Origin of the sequence: Bradyrhizobium huanghuaihaiense (assembly GCF_025200885.1) — a bacterium.
GTDB lineage: Bacteria > Pseudomonadota > Alphaproteobacteria > Rhizobiales > Xanthobacteraceae > Bradyrhizobium > Bradyrhizobium huanghuaihaiense.
In genome coordinates this window covers 8,977,791-8,995,207 of the sequence record NZ_CP104172.1, presented here as the reverse complement: position 1 = coordinate 8,995,207, position 17,417 = coordinate 8,977,791, and the positions used below count along the sequence as shown (strand labels likewise).

The following is a 17,417-nucleotide window of genomic DNA, read 5'->3' as shown; positions in this document are numbered from 1 at the left end:
ATGAACGCGATCGAACGCCTGATCCGGCCACGCAGCATTGCAATCATCGGCGCGTCCGCAGACCCGAGCAAGACGTCGGGGCGGCCGGTGTCCTATCTTAGGAAGCACGGCTTTGCCGGTGCGATCTATCCCGTCAATCCGAAGGTCGCAGAAATCGGCGGTCTCAAATGTTACGCCGACGTTGCTTCTCTGCCTGATGTGCCTGATGTCGGCATTGTCCTGCTCGGCGCGGAGCGGGCGCACATCGCGGTGCGCGAATTGTCGGAGCGCGGCACTGCGGCGGCGATCGTTCTCGCCAGCGGCTTCACCGAAACCGGGGCGGAAGGCGCCGCGCGCCAGCAGCAGCTCATGCAAGCCGCCGGATCCATGCGCCTGCTCGGGCCGAACACGATTGGCCTCGTCAATCTCACCGACAATATCGTGCTGTCTGCGTCCGGCGCGCTGGCGATGGACCACTTCCCGGCAGGCCCGATCGGGCTGGTCTCGCAAAGCGGCGGCATTCTCGGTGCCGTGCTGTCGCGCGCCGCGGCGCGCGGGGTCGGGCTGTCCAAGCTGGTGTCGACCAGCAACGAAGCCGATCTCGAACTCGCCGACTTCATCGACTTTCTCGCCGACGACGGCGCGACCAGGGTCATTGCGCTCTACATCGAGGCGATCCGCAATCCATCCCGCTTCCGCGAGGCGGTGCTCAGGGCGCGGCGCGCCGGCAAGCCCGTCGTCGCCTTCAAGATCGGGCGATCGGAGGCGGGTGCAAAGGCGGCCGTCTCGCACACGGGGGCGCTTGCGGGCTCCGACCGCATGTATGACGCCTTGTTCAGGCAGCTCGGCGTGATCCGCGCGAAGACGTTCGAAGACCTGCTCGACATTCCCGCAGCCCTTTCGGCGGGACGGAAGCTCTCCGGCAGGCGCGTGGCGATCCTCACCTCGACCGGCGGCGCCGGCACGATCGTGTCCGACAGCCTGGGCATCGCAGGCTTTGCGACGCCCGCACCCGATGCGGAAACCGCCGCGCAATTGCGCAGCCTCCAGTCGGGATCGCACGCCATGCTCGACCGCAATCCGATCGACGTGACGCTGGCCGGCCTGCAGCCGGATCTGCTGCGCGCCGCCATCCGCATCCTGTTCGCAAGCCCCTCCTACGATGCGCTGGTCGTCATTGCCGGCTCGTCCGCCGTGGGATCGCCGGCCCTGCTGGCCGATGCCATCCACGACTGCCTGCCGCTCAGCGACAAGCCCGTCATTGCCTATGTCAGTCCCTACGCGCCCGACGTGGTCTCCGTCCTCACCCGGCAAGGCGTCCCGGCCTACACGTCCGCCGAGAGCTGCGCCGCTGCCCTCGACGGACTTCTGCAGGCCGGACTACCGGAACAGGTCCAGACATCCGGCTCGACCAAGACAGGAGTCGATATCAGCGAATTCCCGGCGGGATCGCTGGACGAGGCGCAGGCCAAGGCGCTGTTCGCCTGTTTTGGTGTTTCCATCGCTGCAGAGAAGGTGGTCGCAACGCCCCAGGAAGCGGAGCAGGCCGCGCGAGACTTCGGCGGCCGGGTCGTGCTCAAGATTCTCTCGCGCGAGATCGCGCACAAGAGCGACGTCGGCGGCGTCGCGGTCAATCTGACGGCCGAGACGATTGGCGGCCGCCTGGCGGCGATGGCCGACGAGGTCGCGCTCAGGACCGGGAAGCGGCCCGACCAATTCCTGGTTCAGGAGATGATTTCAAGCGGCGTCGAGATCATTCTCGGCATGCATCGGGATCCCCTGGGCGTGGCGATCCTGCTCGGAATGGGTGGTGTCGCCGCCGAGCTGTTCAAGGACACGACGATGCGGCTGCTTCCGCCGCAAGGCGGTCTCAGCCTGGCCGAGGCTCGCGCGATGGCGCGCGATCTCGTCACCTGGCCGTTGCTGGATGGTTTTCGGGGCCGGCCGAAATGCGATGTCGAGGCGCTCGCTGCCGCGGTCGTCGATTTCTCGCGCATGGTTGCGCAGCTCGGCGATCGCCTCGTCGAGGCCGAGATCAATCCGGTCTTCGTGCTGCCGGCGGGCCAGGGTGTGAAGGCGGCCGACGGATTGGTCGTTCTCAATGTCTGAACAAAACCGGATGGAGCTCCAGATGGCCATTGGCGAAATCATCAATCACGACGGCGCTTGCGGGAAGGGTTTTGCCGTGCGGCGCTGGCTGAACCTCGCCATCCTCGCCTGCGCCGTCTTGCCGGTCGTCGCGGGGCTTGGTGTTGCGCCGGCGCGGGCCGAGTATCCCGAAAAGATCATCAAGATCGTGGTGCCGTTCGCAGCGGGTGGCGGGACCGACATCATCGCGCGAACGACGGCGCAGGAAATCCAGACGGATCTCGGCAAATCCGTCATCATCGAGAACAAGCCGGGCGCCGGGACCATCATCGGAACCCAGACGGTGGCAACGAGCGAGCCCGATGGCTATTCGCTGCTGATGGCGACCTTCGCGCACGCGGTCAATCCGAGCCTGTACAACAAGCTGCCGTTCGATCCGCACAAGGATTTTGCGGCGGTCTCGCTGATCGCGCGATCCTTCAATATCGTCGTCGTCAACCCGGCTTCCAAAATCAATTCGATCGCCGATCTGATCACTGAAGCCAGGGCCAACCCGGGCAAGCTGAATTTCGGGACGTTCGGCACCGGCACCTCGGCCCATCTCGCCGGCGAGCTGTTCAACGCCATGGCGAAGGTCAAGATGACGGCGGTGCCCTACAAGGGCGCGGCGCCTGCGATCAGCGATCTCCTGGGCGGGCAGATCGACGTGATGTTCACCACCGTGGCCAGCGCGGCCTCGCTGGTGGCTGCGGGTCAGCTCCGGGCGCTCGCCGTCACGTCCGCCGAGCGTTCGGCCGCGTTCCCGCAATTGCCTGCTGTCGCCGAGGCCGGGGTGCCCGGCTACGCCGCCGAGTCCTGGTACGGATTGTACGCGCCGGCCAAGACGCCCGCTCCGGTGATTGCGCGCCTCAATCAGGCGGTCGCAAAGGCCGCCAAGTCTGGTGCCTTCAAGCAGCTTGAGGCCAACGAGGGCCTCATCATGGTCGGCAGCGCGCCGGACGAGCTCGACCGCTATGTCCAGCAGGAGGAGGACCGCTGGCGCAAGCTGGTCAAGGACGCGAACATCGAGGTGCAGTAGCAGGCGGATGCGTCGTCCATTTCCGGTCATTGATCTGAAACAACGATGGCCTGCGGCGAAAGTGCTAGGGTTGAGTCGCGATTCGCGGCCTGAGACACTCTCAGCGCGTGACGGAATCCGAGGGCTCAATGGGACGACTGCTGAATATTGTGACGCCACTGCATACTGCGACCAAGCGCGACTACATGGGCCGCATGAACGACGACAAGATCAGCTGCTCGCTGAAGGCGCGGGAATACGAGGCCGATTACTGGGATGGCGACCGCCGCTTCGGCTATGGCGGCTACCGCTTCATCGAAGGGCGCTGGGCCCCGGTCGCCAAGGCGCTGATCGAGACCTACGGCCTGAAGGACGGCTCGAGCGTGCTCGACGTCGGCTGCGGCAAGGGCTTTCTGCTGTACGAGATGCAGAAGATCCTGCCGGGGTTGAAGGTCACCGGCTTCGACATCTCGAAGCATGGTCTTGCGCATGCGCACGAGCAGGTGAGGCCGTATCTGTTCAACTATCGTGCCCAGGACGTCTATCCCTATGGCGACGACAGTTTCGACCTCGTCATCTCGCTCGGTACCCTGCACAATCTCAGGCTCTACGAGCTCGATGCCGCGCTCAAGGAGATCGAGCGGGTCGGCAAGGACAAATACGTCATGGTCGAGGGCTACCGGAACGTCGCCGAGCTGCACAACCTCGAATGCTGGGCGCTGACGGCGGAATCCATCCTGCACACCTCGGAATGGATCTGGCTGTACGAAAAGCTCGGCTACACCGGCGACTACGAATTCATCTATTTCGAGTGACCGGGCGCGCCTCATGGATATCAAGACTGCAAAGGCTGCGATTCTCGTCGAATCGGGCAAGCCGCTGATCGTCGACGAGTTCACCCTGCCGGATACGCTCGAGCACGGCCAGGTGCTCGCACATGTGCATACCTCGAGCATCTGCGGCGCGCAGATCAACGAGATCGACGCCGTCAAGGGCGTCGACAAGTTCCTGCCGCATCTGTTGGGGCATGAAGCGCTCGCGACCATCGTCGAGACCGGGCCCGGCGTCGTCTCCTGCAAGGAGGGCGACACCGTCGTGATGCACTGGCGGCCGGGCAAGGGCATCCAGTCCAACACGCCGGTCTATTCCTGGCGCGGCAAGCGCCTCAATGCGGGCTGGGTCACCACCTTCAACGACTATGCCGTGGTGTCGGAGAATCGCGTCACGCCGGTCCCCGCCTCGATCGACCGCACCAGTGCGCCGCTGCTCGGCTGCGCGGTGACGACCGCGCTCGGCGTCGTCAACAACGATGCGCAGATTGCCATCGGCGAAGCCGTGGTTGTGTTCGGCGTCGGCGGAGTCGGCCTGAACATCGTGCAATTCGCCGCGATGGTCGGCGCTCATCCGGTCATCGCGATCGACCGCCTCGACAACAAGCTGGAGATGGCGAAGCAGTTCGGCGCCACCCATACCGTCAACTCCGATGCGGTGGAGGACGTCGCCGCCGCGGTTCGCGCCATCACGGGGGCTGACGGACCCGACAAGGTCGTCGAGACCACCGGCGTCAGGAGACTGATCGAGCTCGCCTACGAGGTCACCGCCAAGAAAGGCCGCTGCATCCTCGTCGGCGTTCCCCGCGAGAAGGTCGAGATCTACACGCTGCCCCTGCACTTCGATAAGGTGCTGAAGGGCTCGGAAGGCGGGCAATGCCAGCCGGCGCGCGATATCCCGCGTCTCGTCCGCCTCGACGAGGCCGGCAAGGTCAGTTACCGCGGCATCGTCACGCACGAGTTCGCGCTCGACGACGTCAATGACGCGCTGGATCTGATGCGGAGCGGCGAGTCGGGGCGAATCCTGTTGAACATCAGCTGAGCACTGCGGCCGCTTCTTTGCATCGGTAATCATCCCATGCGCAGGCTCCTGCCTGCGCATGGGATTCAGCGCAGCCCCTGTTCGTCGATCAGAATGCGGTGGATCTCGATCCGCTCCGGCAGCTCGATCAGGAATTCCGGGTCGCGTGCGAGATGGTGGACCTTGCCCGGCGCTCCCTTGGTGAACGCCGTCATCGCCGCGACGTCCGCCCAATATGAGATGGTCGTGAACCATGTTTCCTGGTCGCGGTCCTCGCGCAACTGCTGTACGCCCAGGGCTGTCTCCAGCAGCGGCGGAATCCCTTCGGCCTGCAGATAAGCCTGGTAGGCGTCGGCGACATCGCGGCGGGTACGGCCGCGCCAGATGCGCGCAATAGTCGGCTTGGTCGGCATGAGAGGCTCCCTTCCGACACTCAATGCCTCACTGCGGATACGGTTCGGCGACTCCGGTGCCGTGTTTCGTCGCAGCCTCGAAGATGTCGATGCGAGATGAATCGTCAGCGCCGGCGCGCGAGGAACTTCCGATTTTTCCCGGCGTTGAATGGCGGCTCGCACAAGGAGCGGGTCCGCACGATGAAGAACCTTTCCAACGTCGCATTTCCTCCCGAGGTGATCGAATTGATGACCGCCGCACTGGAAGCTGCGGTTGCGACCCTGCCGGAGCCAGTGCATTCCGCGCATGTCAATGCACTCGCCGAGTCCATCCTGCGCACGGCGGGTTCGGGTGAACGTGACCCCGCCACCCTGCGGAGGATCGCCCTGATGGAGTTGCAATTGGCGCCGCGCCATTGATGAGGCCGACATGAAGATTGCAGCTGCCGTGATCGTTGCACTCTGTGCGGCATCGTCCGTCGCCCGGGCGGAGAGCTGGACCACCTACCGGATCGCGGAATCCGGAACGGCGGTCGACATTCCAGTTTCGATTTTCAGCGAGCCGGCCGGGAAGCCTGACGGATACGGCGAGCGGTTTCGCACGTCGGACGGCCGCGCCGATCTGACGGTGCAGGCCGTTCCCGATCAAGGCCTCTCGCCGGCCGAGTTCCTGGCCAGGAAGAGTCCGCCGCCTGGCATCATCTATAAACGGATCACGCCTGGGTTCTTCGTGGTCTCCAGCCTCAAGCGCGACGCGATCTGGTATGACCGCTGCAACTTCTCACGGGGCTACGTTCACTGCGTGCTGATCAACTATCCCGCGGCGGAGAAGCGGCAATGGGACCGCATCCTGACGCGCATCAGCCACAGCCTGAGCGGCGGCTGAACGGGCTGGCGACACAAAGGCTGCCCGAGCAAGTCGGGCAGCAGGTCGTGAGGAATAGAGCGTTGCCGCGCGAAGCAAATATCGGCTCGCGAGAGAAACCGGGCGCGCCACATGACGGCGCGGCCGGGGCAGCTGCTCAGGTTTCGGCCGCGATCACCTGCCGACGCTGACCCACTCCTGCGCCTTCTTCCGCCATTCCCCGTCGAAGCGGGCGGGGAGATCTTTGGCTGCGTCCCGTGAGAGAAGTTGGTCGATGGCGGATGTCCTGATCTCGTCGATCTCGGGAATGTCGGTGTATCCGAGGTTGGCGAGCCGCTTGCCGAAAGGCGGATGGGTCGAATCGGGATCATGCTCGCGGCTCAAACCCGCGACGGCAGCGGCGGCCATCGGCTCCGGCGCCCTGATATCCGCGAGCTGCTTGACGATCCGTTCGAAAGGCGGCCGCGGCGCATTGATTGCGCCCAGCACCTCTTTTTCCAGAGGGGCGAACACGAGATCGATGAGACGCGTTCCGCAGGCTTCCATCAGCACCAGCGCACGCGCGGTTTCGCCGAGGCCAACCTGCTCGGCCGCACCGAGATCGGCGCCCAGCTCGTTCTCCCGCGATAGCGCGCGATATTCCTTCTCGAGCCATTCGAGCATGGAATGGAGCAGCGCCCGAACAATGCGCCCGGTGATGGTCCACTCCGGATCGGCGTAGAGGAAGACATTCTCCGAAGCCGCGATGAAATCCGCGAGGTTGATGCTTCCCGAGGTGTGCCGAAGCTGGGCGTGCGCCACCTCATGGGCAACGACGGCGCGAATCGCGCGCTCGTCCAGAACGATGAGCATCGGCAAGCCGACGGTCATCGTGACGTGTTGCCCGAATAGTCCGGCGTACCGGCTCACTTCGCCGATCGAGGCGTTGAACTCAGTGTTGATCAGCAGGGTGCGGCGCGATCGGGCGAAGTTGCGATCGAGCTCCCTCCACATCGCCCAAAGGCCTGGAGCGATCGCCTCGTCGGCCTCAAAATCCCGATGCTTGCGCGAGGGCAGGAGCAGGAGCCCGATCGTGAGCGCCAGCGCGCCCAGGAAAATGGAGAACACGACAGGCGCCGTGACCAGCGCGGTGATCGTGTAGCGGTCCATCGCCACCAGCCAAACGGCCAGGATCACGCAAGCCAGCGCGACGGCCGGAAGCACGGCGTAGCGACCGAGGCGCAGGATGATGTTCAGGATGAAACGTTTCATCCGCGTCTTGAGTCGTCCGGCTCAGGCCTTGCCGCACGAGCCTGTGCTCTGACGCAAGCTGGCGACATCGGCGCGGCCCTGGCTTTCCGTGACCTGGATCAGCGTGATTGCGCCGGGCGTCACGATTCCCATCTGCGGCTGGGCGGAAAGATAGGTGGTGCTGCCGGCGCGCAAATCGAGGCTCAATTTCTCGCTTCCCTGCCCGAACAGATTGCTGCTCAGCGGCAGATTGTTGACGGCGACCTCGTGCCGGCCCGGAGGCAGGTCGCACGACACGAAACCCGCAGCCTGGCTGCCGCCAATCACGCGTCCGTCGACGGCGTAGTTGGGCATGACCGCAAATCCCAGGGCCGACGAGCGATAGACCACCAAGCGTGCCGTATTTGACTTGACGTTGTCAGTCAGAGCCGCGCCACCCAGCTGCCCCGATGCGCACCCCGCAAGCAACATGGCCACGGCAAAGATCCCCACCACCCCACGCATTCCAGCCTCAAATCGATTCCAATTGTCCCCGGGGACATCATTGAACTGGGTGGTGGTTGAAGTCAATCACGACCAAAGGTCGATCAGCATGGCCCGCCTTACCGCCACCCCAGCGCCGGCGCCACATGTTTGAGGATCGCCTCGATCGCATGCGCGCAATAGGCAACGCCGAGCTGGTTCGGAATCGTCAGCAGCAACGTATCCGCTTCCGCAATGGCCTCGTCCTGCCGCAGCTGCTCGATCAGCACATCCGGCTCGGCCGCATAACTCCGGCCGAAGATCGCGCGCGTGCGCGGGTCGATGAAGCCGATCTGGTCCTCGCCGCCGCGCTCGCCGCCGAAATAGGCGCGGTCGCGATCGTCCATCAGCGCGAAAATGCTGCGGCTCACGGACACGCGCGGTTCGCGGCTGTGGCCGGCTTCCTTCCAGGCGGCGCGATAGCTACGGATCTGCGTGGCCTGCTGCACGTGAAAGGCTTCGCCGGTCTCATCGTTCTTCAGCGTCGAGCTCTGCAGGTTCATGCCGAGCTGCGCCGCCCACACCGCGGTCGCGTTCGAGCCGGCGCCCCACCAGATCCGCTCGCGCAGGCCTTGTGCATGCGGCTCGATGCGCAGGAGCCCCGGCGGATTCGGAAACATCGGCTGCGGATTGGGTTCGGCAAATCCTTCGCCGCGCAGGAGGTCGAGGAAGACCTCGGCGTGGCGCCGGCCCATGTCGGCATCGCTCTGGCCCTCGGCCGGCCGATACCCGAAATAGCGCCAGCCGTCGATCACCTGCTCGGGCGAGCCGCGGCTGATGCCGAGCTGCAGCCTGCCGCCGGCGATGAGGTCGGCGGAGCCGGCGTCCTCCACCATGTAGAGCGGGTTCTCGTAGCGCATGTCGATCACTGCCGTGCCGATCTCGATCCTGCTCGTCCTCGCACCGACGGCCGCGAGCAGCGGAAAGGGCGAGGCCAGCTGCCGCGCGAAATGATGGACGCGGAAATAGGCGCCGTCAGCGCCGAGCTGTTCGGCCGCAACCGCAAGCTCGATCGATTGCAGGAGCGTGTCGCTGGCAGAGCGGGTCTGCGATTGCGGCGAGGGCGTCCAGTGCCCGAAGGAGAGGAATCCGATCTTTTTCATGAAGACAAGGTAAGCATGATCGCAAATGTTTGCGATAGGTCGGCTGGAGGAAAGTTGGGCAACGTGGAAAGGCGTTCACTCGCAAGTGCTGCTCTTGGGGGAAACAGAGCAGACGACGCCGCCATTTCTCATTCTGCCCACGAAGCGGGCGTGACAATATTGCGACCGCGCCCGGCGGTCACAATAGTTCTCCTATTGGCAGCGGCATTCTGCGTCAGTGTCAGCAAGCCCTAAAGGTGGGGCGGCACCCACGTCGCCATGAATAGCGGCTGTCACAACGGTTGCACCTCCATAGAAAGCCGTTGTTACAAATAGTCCTGGTGACGCAGTAGTTCTTGTACGCCGCAGGCGATTGCGCCGAGGCAGAGACAATGCTGAGCGCAAGTGCTCCGACACTCATGGTCGCCGCGAGGGCGGCGAGAGCAAATGATTTCGCCAAAGTCGTCATGGTCCGTAACTCCCTGAAGCCCGTACCGTCGTCGCCCCGGCCCATGTCCGCGCCCTGGCGAACAACCCAAGGTTATATACCATGGCACATTCTCTGGTTGCGCGACAATGGCTTCAAGCTACCGGGGCGACGGTCCTTGCGCGATTGAAACCAGCTATATGCGAACCGGGCCGCATGCACCGCGCGGGCGCGCGTAGAAGCGACGAACATTTCGGTATTCTGTCAGCTCTGGGAGGAGTTCGCGGGTGCGGGCTTTGCGTGAAGCGGCGTATCGTCGGGGCCAGTGGCTTGCTTGGGATCGTCGGCGGCGCGCCATTGCCTCGGTGTCATTCCGGTCCAGCGCTTGAAGGCGTGGGTGAACGCGCTGACTTCTCCGTAGCCGAGCAGCCAGGCGGTCTGCGAAATAGGCAGTTCATCGTTCTTCAGATAGCTCTTGGCGAGGTCGATCTTCATCTCGTCGAGGATGCCGCTGAAGGTCAGTCCCTCCAGAGCGAGGCGCCGCACCAGCGTGCGATGGCTCATGCCCAGGCGGCGGGCGATCTCTTCGACCCGTGCCTCACGATGCGGGAGCAATGGGGCGATTGCATTCTCGACGCTCGATCTGAGCGGGACTCCGCCGGATTTCCGGTGTGCGAGTGCCTGCTCGCAATACGTCACCAGCAAATCGTTCAGATAGTGATCGGCACTTTCGATCGGCATCGGCCCCACGGATACCGGGAAAGCGATCTCGTCGACATCGGACCCGAACTCGATTTCGCACCCCAGGAACGACCTGACCTCTGCGGGCGTCGTTCGACGGCGATGCACCATTTTGAGTCGGCTCGGGATCAGGCGGCGATTGGTCAGGGTGCGGTTCATGCGAATGATTGAGGTCAGCCAGAATTCGATCTGGTGCTGGTCCGAGCGCCGTTCCACACCGACATATTTCAGCGTGATCGTCATCTCTTTCGCGGCGAATCGCAGCGAAATCCCCTCGTTGGCGAGACGGCAATAGCGCTCGGCCTTTGCCAAGGCTTCGGCGATCGTCCCGGAGGATGCTGCCACGTAATAGAGCAGGCCAATTTCACGAAGGTCGAAGTCTCGTGCCAGGTGGAAGCCGAGGCTGTCGTCCTGCAACGCCTCGGCCCCAAGTTCCAGAAACCTGATCTGGCTCTCGGCGCTCAGGCGCGCCTTGCGATCCTCGATCTGCTTGAGAGTCAGTCCGGCCCTGGACAGCAGACTGTCCGCCTCGATGCCGGCGTCCTGCAGGCGTGCCCATACCAGGCGGGCGATTCCGCCGGTCGCACTGGGCATTGTTTCAAAATGGGGCGAATGGGCAGCCGGCACACCGAACCCTTTCGTCGTTGCCGCTGCGGGCCTCGCTCTTTGGGCTCGCCTATCGTGATGGCGGCATGAAAAATCAACTTATTGGCTCACGATAACAAGAAACCGGGAGGCGTGTGACTTAAATCGCTTGTCTGCCCCCGAGACTGGTCTTGCGTTCTCGGGGCAGCCCCTTTCCCCGAAAGCTACGATGGCCTTGATGTCCAGCAGTGACGGCGTCGCGCCGCCCATCAACGTGAAGATTTTACGAGGTTACGGAACGTTGCTCGGAATTCCCCATATCGCCCATGGCTCCCGGACGGTTGCGCTCGAGCGGGTCGGGGATTGCGAGATCAGCATGTTCGAAGCGCTTGGGGCAGGCTTGCCCGAGAGCCCGTTGTTCTGGATAGAGCTGTTCGATCTCAGCGTTCATGCGTCGCTCGACAGTCGCGGCTGTCACAACATGCGCGATGCGGTCGCAGCGTTCGAGGACTTTGCTTCGCGAGCGAGCCGTTTGGCGGAAGCGCCGCTTTGTGCAGACAGCGAAACGGTAGGCTGACAATCGCCGCGCAGACCGCCAGCTCCCGGCAAAGCCGTGCAGCTGATTGGCCTCAGGCATACGCCACCCAGCCGCGGAAGGCGAAGCCGGTGTAGAACAGCGTCGGCTCGGAGAAACCGGCCTCGCGCAAGATCACCTCGTCGTGAGCGGGCGCCAGAATTTGCAGATGGTTGCTGACGGCATCCTGTGCGGCCGCGGCCTGCTCCGGCTCGACGCCGGATGCGGCCAGGAACGCTGAGTACCGCGCCAGCCACAGCGGACGTTCCTTCTCTCCATCGGGCGCGCTCAGATGCGCGACCACGAACGGTGCGCGCGGTTTGAGCCGGCGGCGGACCTCCGAGGCGATCCGGCGTCGTTCGGCGACATCCACGAAATGGAGGGTCAAGAGGCAGGTGGCGCCGTCGAACGGTCCCTCCGGGGCATCATCGATGTAGCCTTGGTGAAAGCGCGCACGTGGTGCGAGTTCTCCCAGAGTCTGCCCGGCCAGCGCCAGCATCGGCCCAGAGGGGTCGACGCCGTCGAAGCGCCAACCGGGATGCGCCTGTGCAAAGGCTTTGAGCTCCAGGCCGCCGCCCGCGCCGAGGACGAGCACCTGCCCATCGCTGGGGACGCTTTCGGCCAGCAGAATTGACGCCATGGACTGCATGGCGTCATAGCCCGGCACGAACCGCCGTGGCCCTTTGGTATATCGAGCCACGAATTGCGGATCCGAGAATGCAGCTTGAATGTCGGTCATGATGTTGTCCCGGTGAATGGAGCCGTTCACGCGCCATGCGCGCTGATGTGGTGGATCTTTCGAGACCCGAGCCGCTTGCGCAAATCATCGCCCAGCATCGCCAGCGTCACCTCGCCGAGGCGCGCCAGCAGCAGCGCTTCGGCGTCGTGAAAGGCCTGATCGAGCGCGGCATTGACGGCCTGCTCGACGAGACAGCCCGGCGCCTCGGTCCGGTTACCCATCGCCAGCAGCGACGGACTGCCGAGCGCGGTGTAGACGTCGCGCAGCGTCACCTTCGAAAGATCGCAAGCAAGCCGCCAGCCGCCGCCGTGCCCCTTCTCGGAGCGGACGTAACCAAGCTCCCGCAGGCCCGCCATGATGCGGCGGATCACCACCGGATTGGTGTCCATCGCCTTCGCCAGCGTCTCGGACGTGTAGGGGCCAGGCTGCTGCGCCATGTGCAGCAGCACATGGAGTACGCCGGATAGTCGACTGTCGCGTTTCATGTAACTTTATATGTTACATGATGGCGCCGCGGTCAAGCGGTTTGCGCCCTCACTGATCGTGGAAGCAGGATTGGCTTCAGGCGCGGGTCGAGCGCGGCGTTACGGTGCACGTCCGTGGGGATCGATTGCCACGTCCAATCGCCGATCTGCGGCGCCGGGTCTTGGTTCGGCGCATCTTGACGTGGGGTGAGGTCCTGGCGTGTCGGTCGGAGAGGCAGTTCTTCGGTCAAGTCAGAACATTTTTTCGGGACATTCGCCGGTGATTTCGGCAAAGATTGCCGCTTGCGAAGGCCTCGGGATCATCGACCAGCTGTGGACCATAACCCTGACGACGAGCGGCAAGTCGCGGACCAACGTCGCAGCCTGTTGGGGCTCGCGGCGATGGCTCTCATCGTAGGCGCAGCGACTGGATGTGTCGGGGCGATCTTCCGGCTTTTGCTCGTGCGTGCGGATGGTCTGCGCGATGAGATGATCGCCTGGGCCCATGGCCACGCAATCTGGGGGTGCTTGACCGTCGTCGACGCTTGCGCCGTCGCAACCCTGGTTGCCGCGTGGATGGTGCGGCAATTCTCGCCACACGCTTCGGGCAGCGGCATTCCGCATGTCGAAGCTGTCCTGCGCGAAGAGATCCCACCGGCTCCGTTTGGTCTGGTGCCGGTGAAGTTCTTCGGCGGAATACTGGCGATCGGCTCCGGACTGGCGCTGGGCCGTGAGGGGCCGACCGTCCAGATGGGCGCCGGTATCGCGGTTTTCGCCGCGCGCCTCTGCCAACTCTGTTGGGCGGATGCCCGGGTGCTGCTGGCGGCTGGCGCCGGCGCCGGCCTTGCAACGGCCTTCAATGCGCCGATTGCCGGGCTCGTGTTTGTGCTGGAGGAACTGGTGCAGAGGTTCGAGCACCGTGTTGCCGTCGCTGCCCTTGCCGCGCTGGCAACGGCGATCCCGGTCGCACGGCTGCTGCTCGGTGACGCGCCCGACTTCGAGGTCGCGCCGCTGAGCTATCCCAGGGCCGAGTCCGCCCCGCTGTTCCTGGCTCTGGGTGGCATCGCGGGTCTGCTGGCCGTCGCCTACAATCGCACCCTGCTCGCGACCATCGCAGTTCGCGATCGATTTGGACGGCTGCCGATCGAGCTCCGCGCCGGATTGATCGGCGCAAGCGTCGGCATATTGGCCTGGTTCGCGCCCGAACTGGTCGGTGGCGGAGATCAGATCACGCAGCGCGCGTTGATCGGCCACGAGAATGCGGGGATCCTGGGATTCGCATTCCTGATCCGGTTCGGGCTCGGCGCTCTCTCATACGCGGCCGGCACGCCCGGCGGGCTGTTCGCACCCTTGCTCGTGCTGGGAGCCCAGTCCGGGTTGCTGTTCGGAGAGGCTTGCCGCGTTGCGTTCCCGGCGCTGTCGATCCAGCCGGAAGCATTTGCATTGGTGGGCATGGCCGCTCTCTTCACCGGCGTCGTGCGCGCGCCGGTGACCGGCATCGTTCTCGTCGCCGAAATGACCGGTAACGTGACCATGCTGATGCCGATGCTGGGCGCCTGCTTCATGGCGATGCTGCTACCCATGCTGCTGGGCAATGCACCGATCTACGATTCCCTGCGCGAGCATACGCTGCGCCTGGAGCGGCAAATCAGACAGAGCTGAGATCGGTGTCATCCCCGACTACGCCGCTGCGCGCGCAATGCTTCGGGCGTCCGGCTTCTTCAAGCGGAAATTCTGTTCGTGAGCCGTGTTTCGCGTCCGCATCGCAACAAATTCCACCTGGTGCCTCGATGTCGGCCGTGAGGAGTGAACGGGACGCCACTTTGACCGGAGCGAACGGGCCCGATTGACCCACAGCGGGCCCGATTACGAAGGGTAAAGCTGTCTAAATGCGATCTCGGAGATCGCGACCGCGTTGGTAACGCCGGTAGCTTCAATCTCAATGACTTTGCGGGCGACTATTTCGCAAATCGGATCGTTGCGATCCACCAGGTTAAGCTTGCGTAGCGTCCGGTTGAAGGCGAGTTCAAGAACGTGCCGCTGCTCTGGCGTCAAATTGATATTCGCAGAAATGAGCGGGTTGATTGGCAAGGCGCTGCTCCTTCTCCTAAAGGTGGGGAAGCGCAACTGGCGACCTCATCACCGATAAATGACTCTCCTGGTTGACGGCTCAATCATTGAAACTTCGAGAGACATATGGAGTTTAACCGGCGAGGAGCACACCGACGTATCAGGTGATACGGGTCTCGAACATAATCTGGAGTGCTATGGACCCCCATGAGACACTAATACGGAACTTGAAAGAGCATTCCCGGCTCCGGAGTGACGATATTGCGGAGATCTGCAATTTCTCGTTTGTGACCAAAGAGCTGTCGCCCGATCAGGACTTTATTCGCCAGGGAGACCAGCCGAAGCACGCGGTTCTGGTCGTGTCGGGAATGGTCGGCCGATATCACCTGCTGAAAGGAGGGCGTCGACAATACTTGTCCTTTCACATGTCGGGCGATCTGCCCGATGCACAGGGATTGTTCATCGAAAGAATGGACCATGCGCTTTGCTCAATTGGTCCTGCGCGCGTGGCCTTCATACCGCACCAACAAATATTGGGTGCCTTCGAACGACGCCCCTCGCTGGGTATCGCCATCTGGAGAGAAACTCTGCTGGACGCCGCGATCTTCCGGGAAGCAATCACGAACAACAGCGCGAGATCAAGGCCGACCCGAATGGCGCATTTGTTCTGCGAAGTATTCTATCGGGCACGCCTCTCCCAGCTCAACAAGGGGAACAGGTGCTCGATCCCATTGACGTTGCCCCAGCTTGGGGAGACGCTCGCCATGGCAATCGCGTCGGTCAACCGCGCTCTTCAACAGTTGCGTTCTTCTGGTAGCATGGATTTCCGCGAGGGCGAGTTGATCGTTCTAAACTGGCGCGAGCTCCAACGGCTTGGTGAGTTCAATCCAGATTACTTGCATATGAAGAAGCCGCTAACAGGTTGAACCAGTTGCGGGCCAGCCCTCAGCGGAAGTCGCTGCTGCGCACACGCGTAGTCCGGCGTCGCTGCTGTTGATCTAAGTCAATTATCAGCCATCCTTTGGCTCCACACTACTACGGTCGTCCTCTCCCTCCCGATCCTTCAGAACGCCTCCTGAAGGTTCGGCGACCGAAGTGAGAGATTGCTCATGATAACGATCCCGGAACTGACGTCCCAGGCGCTCGGTGCGTTCCTGATCTCGGAGACAAGCGGTCGCTTCGGCTCGTCCCACGCCAGCTTGCCGGAATTGCTCCCCTATGCAGCAAAGCTGGCTCTGGAATGTATCGGTAACAGCGATGCACTCTACCACAACGTCGAGCACACCTTGCTGGTCACGCTGGTGGGGCACGACATCCTGATCGGGCGCTCCCTTCTTAGGCCAACGACGGCTGGCGACTATGCTCACTTCATCCTGGCGTGCCTGCTTCACGACATTGGCTACGTTCGGGGAATAGTTCACGGAGACCAGGACGGTGCCTATGTGGTTGATGGTACCGGCCGAACGGTTGAGTTGCCGATCGGCTCCTCCGATGCAGCGCTTGCGCCCTATCATGTCGACCGCTCAAAATTATTCGCCGTGGAGCGTCTTGACGCAGTTGACGAAATTGACGCTGCTCGCGTTGCCCAAGCCATCGAATACACTCGTTTTCCTTATGCAGACGCATCAGCGAACGAACTCAAGGATGATCTTGACGAAGAGGAAGGTTTGTTGCTTCGCGCCGCCGACCTGATCGGTCAGCTCGGCGATCCGAACTACATGAAGAAATCAAATGCGCTGTTCTACGAGTTCGAGGAGATAGGACTCAACAAATCGCTCGGATACGCCACGCCCGCGGACGTGGTGTACAAATATCCTCAGTTCTACTGGACCAAGGCCGCACCGCACATCCAAACTGCCATCCGCTATTTGAATGTAACCTCGAGCGGAAGACAATGGATCAGCAGTCTCTATGGTAATGTCCTTCGCGCTGAGCGAGAGGTCGGACTTTCTGGTCCGGAGCTGTAGGCGAATACTGTGATTTCGGGTTGATCCCGATCAATTCTCCGACGCTCAGAACTGACGATAGCTGACATAGCCGGTGGCTCCAGTCGCGTCCCGGTGTTCGGCGCGTCTGCTCCTGCCCGAATGCGAAGTTCGGGCGACGTCCTCAGTTGTCGGCTTATCGGGGTAGACCGGAAGCAACCGGCCGACCTTCCAGACGGCGCTCATGATCCGAAGCCGACATTGGTCGGCGAGGGCGCCCAAAATTGAAAAAAGGCCGCTGGCAATATGTCCAGCGGCCTCCGCTCTTAACGTGGTTTGCCGCCGGGTGGCGCCCGGACTAGAGATCGATGCTAACAGCGATGTTACGGCCCTGTAGTTCGGCAATCTTCAACCCGTCAGCCATCACCTGCGCGAACTCCGGGTCCTTTGCCACGGCCTCCTGCACTTTGCCGTAGACCTCCCAATTGGCGTAGCGCGTCGTAACCAGCAACTCTCCTGCCCAATGGCCAGTGTGGAAACGGGACAGCCGAAGAAATTCGGCGCCGTGTTTTTCGAAGATTTTCTTCGCCCGCCCGACAACCTTGGTCATTTCCTCGGGCTTGTCGGTTTTGAAGCGAGTGAATTGAACGATCGGCATGGGACTACCTCCTTAGCGATGTAAATGTCCAAGAGGCATGCATCGAGTGACCTTTGGGAGCGAACCCCAATGCAATCTCGATGAAGGTTTGTCTTCATCGATTGATTTTGGTTCAGGATTCGCAAGAGACAGTAACGCTGCCGCATCTCGGCTCACATCGTTACTGGC

At 62.8% G+C, this 17,417-nt stretch carries 20 protein-coding genes; 10 read left to right on the top strand and 10 right to left on the bottom strand.

All coding sequences use genetic code 11. From position 1 onward, the window contains the following. The 4 genes from N2603_RS41955 to N2603_RS41940 all read left to right on the top strand — a co-directional run bounded on the left by N2603_RS41955 (position 1) and on the right by N2603_RS41940 (position 4,996). Positions 1-2,088, top strand: coding sequence for an acetate--CoA ligase family protein (locus N2603_RS41955; RefSeq protein WP_260386795.1), 2,088 nt, complete (start codon positions 1-3; stop codon positions 2,086-2,088). Between the two features lie 22 nt (positions 2,089-2,110). Then, positions 2,111-3,145 (top strand): tripartite tricarboxylate transporter substrate binding protein, encoded by a 1,035-nt coding sequence (locus N2603_RS41950; RefSeq protein ID WP_260386794.1) that lies wholly within the window; start codon positions 2,111-2,113, stop codon positions 3,143-3,145. Between the two features lie 128 nt (positions 3,146-3,273). Then, the gene (locus N2603_RS41945; RefSeq protein ID WP_260386793.1) at positions 3,274-3,939 is read left to right on the top strand and encodes a class I SAM-dependent methyltransferase; all 666 of its coding nucleotides are present in this window, start codon (positions 3,274-3,276) and stop codon (positions 3,937-3,939) included. Positions 3,940-3,952: 13 nt separating this feature from the next. Beyond that, positions 3,953-4,996 (top strand): zinc-binding dehydrogenase, encoded by a 1,044-nt coding sequence (locus N2603_RS41940; RefSeq protein ID WP_260386792.1) that lies wholly within the window; start codon positions 3,953-3,955, stop codon positions 4,994-4,996. Positions 4,997-5,061: 65 nt separating this feature from the next. On the opposite strand, the gene N2603_RS41935 is transcribed toward N2603_RS41940, so the two are convergent. Next, entirely contained in the window at positions 5,062-5,388 is a 327-nt protein-coding gene (locus N2603_RS41935; RefSeq protein WP_260386791.1) for a hypothetical protein, read from the bottom strand. 96 nt (positions 5,389-5,484) lie between these two features. On the opposite strand from N2603_RS41935, the gene N2603_RS41930 reads away from it, so the two are divergent. Continuing rightward, positions 5,485-5,787: a hypothetical protein gene (locus N2603_RS41930; RefSeq protein WP_425248961.1), complete on the top strand. Its 303-nt coding sequence runs from the start codon at positions 5,485-5,487 to the stop codon at positions 5,785-5,787. A 10-nt stretch (positions 5,788-5,797) separates the two neighbouring features. Continuing rightward, positions 5,798-6,253, top strand: coding sequence for a hypothetical protein (locus N2603_RS41925; protein WP_260386790.1), 456 nt, complete (start codon positions 5,798-5,800; stop codon positions 6,251-6,253). A gap of 153 nt (positions 6,254-6,406) precedes the next feature. Here the strand turns inward: N2603_RS41925 and N2603_RS41920 are convergent, their stop codons facing one another. From N2603_RS41920 to N2603_RS41905, 4 genes are all read right to left on the bottom strand, one after another. Then, complete coding sequence (locus N2603_RS41920) at positions 6,407-7,483, bottom strand: M48 family metallopeptidase (RefSeq protein ID WP_260386789.1); 1,077 nt, start codon at positions 7,481-7,483, stop codon at positions 6,407-6,409. Between the two features lie 21 nt (positions 7,484-7,504). Continuing rightward, complete coding sequence (locus tag N2603_RS41915; protein WP_026312577.1) at positions 7,505-7,966, bottom strand: DUF2846 domain-containing protein; 462 nt, start codon at positions 7,964-7,966, stop codon at positions 7,505-7,507. Positions 7,967-8,064: 98 nt separating this feature from the next. Next, positions 8,065-9,087 carry an LLM class flavin-dependent oxidoreductase gene (locus N2603_RS41910; protein WP_260386788.1) on the bottom strand — a complete coding sequence of 341 codons (1,023 nt, stop codon included), beginning with the start codon at positions 9,085-9,087 and terminating at the stop codon, positions 8,065-8,067. Between the two features lie 670 nt (positions 9,088-9,757). Next, positions 9,758-10,828 carry an AraC family transcriptional regulator gene (locus N2603_RS41905; protein ID WP_260386787.1) on the bottom strand — a complete coding sequence of 357 codons (1,071 nt, stop codon included), beginning with the start codon at positions 10,826-10,828 and terminating at the stop codon, positions 9,758-9,760. A gap of 229 nt (positions 10,829-11,057) precedes the next feature. On the opposite strand from N2603_RS41905, the gene N2603_RS41900 reads away from it, so the two are divergent. After that, on the top strand, positions 11,058-11,396 hold the full coding sequence (locus N2603_RS41900) for a hypothetical protein (RefSeq protein WP_260386786.1): 339 nt from the start codon (positions 11,058-11,060) through the stop codon (positions 11,394-11,396). 52 nt (positions 11,397-11,448) lie between these two features. Here the strand turns inward: N2603_RS41900 and N2603_RS41895 are convergent, their stop codons facing one another. The 3 genes from N2603_RS41895 to N2603_RS41885 all read right to left on the bottom strand — a co-directional run bounded on the left by N2603_RS41895 (position 11,449) and on the right by N2603_RS41885 (position 13,103). Next, the gene (locus N2603_RS41895; RefSeq protein WP_260386785.1) at positions 11,449-12,132 is read right to left on the bottom strand and encodes a class I SAM-dependent methyltransferase; all 684 of its coding nucleotides are present in this window, start codon (positions 12,130-12,132) and stop codon (positions 11,449-11,451) included. 26 nt (positions 12,133-12,158) lie between these two features. Next, entirely contained in the window at positions 12,159-12,617 is a 459-nt protein-coding gene (locus N2603_RS41890) for an Rrf2 family transcriptional regulator (RefSeq protein WP_260386784.1), read from the bottom strand. Between the two features lie 231 nt (positions 12,618-12,848). Next, on the bottom strand, positions 12,849-13,103 hold the full coding sequence (locus N2603_RS41885) for a hypothetical protein (protein WP_260424457.1): 255 nt from the start codon (positions 13,101-13,103) through the stop codon (positions 12,849-12,851). On the opposite strand from N2603_RS41885, the gene clcA reads away from it, so the two are divergent. Further along, on the top strand, positions 12,999-14,258 hold the full coding sequence (clcA, locus tag N2603_RS41880) for a H(+)/Cl(-) exchange transporter ClcA (RefSeq protein ID WP_260386783.1): 1,260 nt from the start codon (positions 12,999-13,001) through the stop codon (positions 14,256-14,258). The genes N2603_RS41885 and clcA overlap by 105 nt on opposite strands. Before the next feature lie 204 nt (positions 14,259-14,462). Here the strand turns inward: clcA and N2603_RS41875 are convergent, their stop codons facing one another. Further along, entirely contained in the window at positions 14,463-14,687 is a 225-nt protein-coding gene (locus N2603_RS41875; protein WP_035667676.1) for a hypothetical protein, read from the bottom strand. Positions 14,688-14,863: 176 nt separating this feature from the next. Here N2603_RS41875 and N2603_RS41870 point away from each other — a divergent pair, with 176 nt between their 5' ends. Further along, a complete protein-coding gene (locus tag N2603_RS41870) occupies positions 14,864-15,592 on the top strand; it encodes a Crp/Fnr family transcriptional regulator (protein WP_260386782.1) in 729 nt (242 codons plus the stop codon). Between the two features lie 183 nt (positions 15,593-15,775). Next, complete coding sequence (locus N2603_RS41865; protein WP_018646754.1) at positions 15,776-16,633, top strand: HD domain-containing protein; 858 nt, start codon at positions 15,776-15,778, stop codon at positions 16,631-16,633. A 316-nt stretch (positions 16,634-16,949) separates the two neighbouring features. On the opposite strand, the gene N2603_RS41860 is transcribed toward N2603_RS41865, so the two are convergent. Continuing rightward, the gene (locus N2603_RS41860; RefSeq protein WP_018642713.1) at positions 16,950-17,249 is read right to left on the bottom strand and encodes a hypothetical protein; all 300 of its coding nucleotides are present in this window, start codon (positions 17,247-17,249) and stop codon (positions 16,950-16,952) included. Positions 17,250-17,417 lie beyond the last annotated feature (168 nt).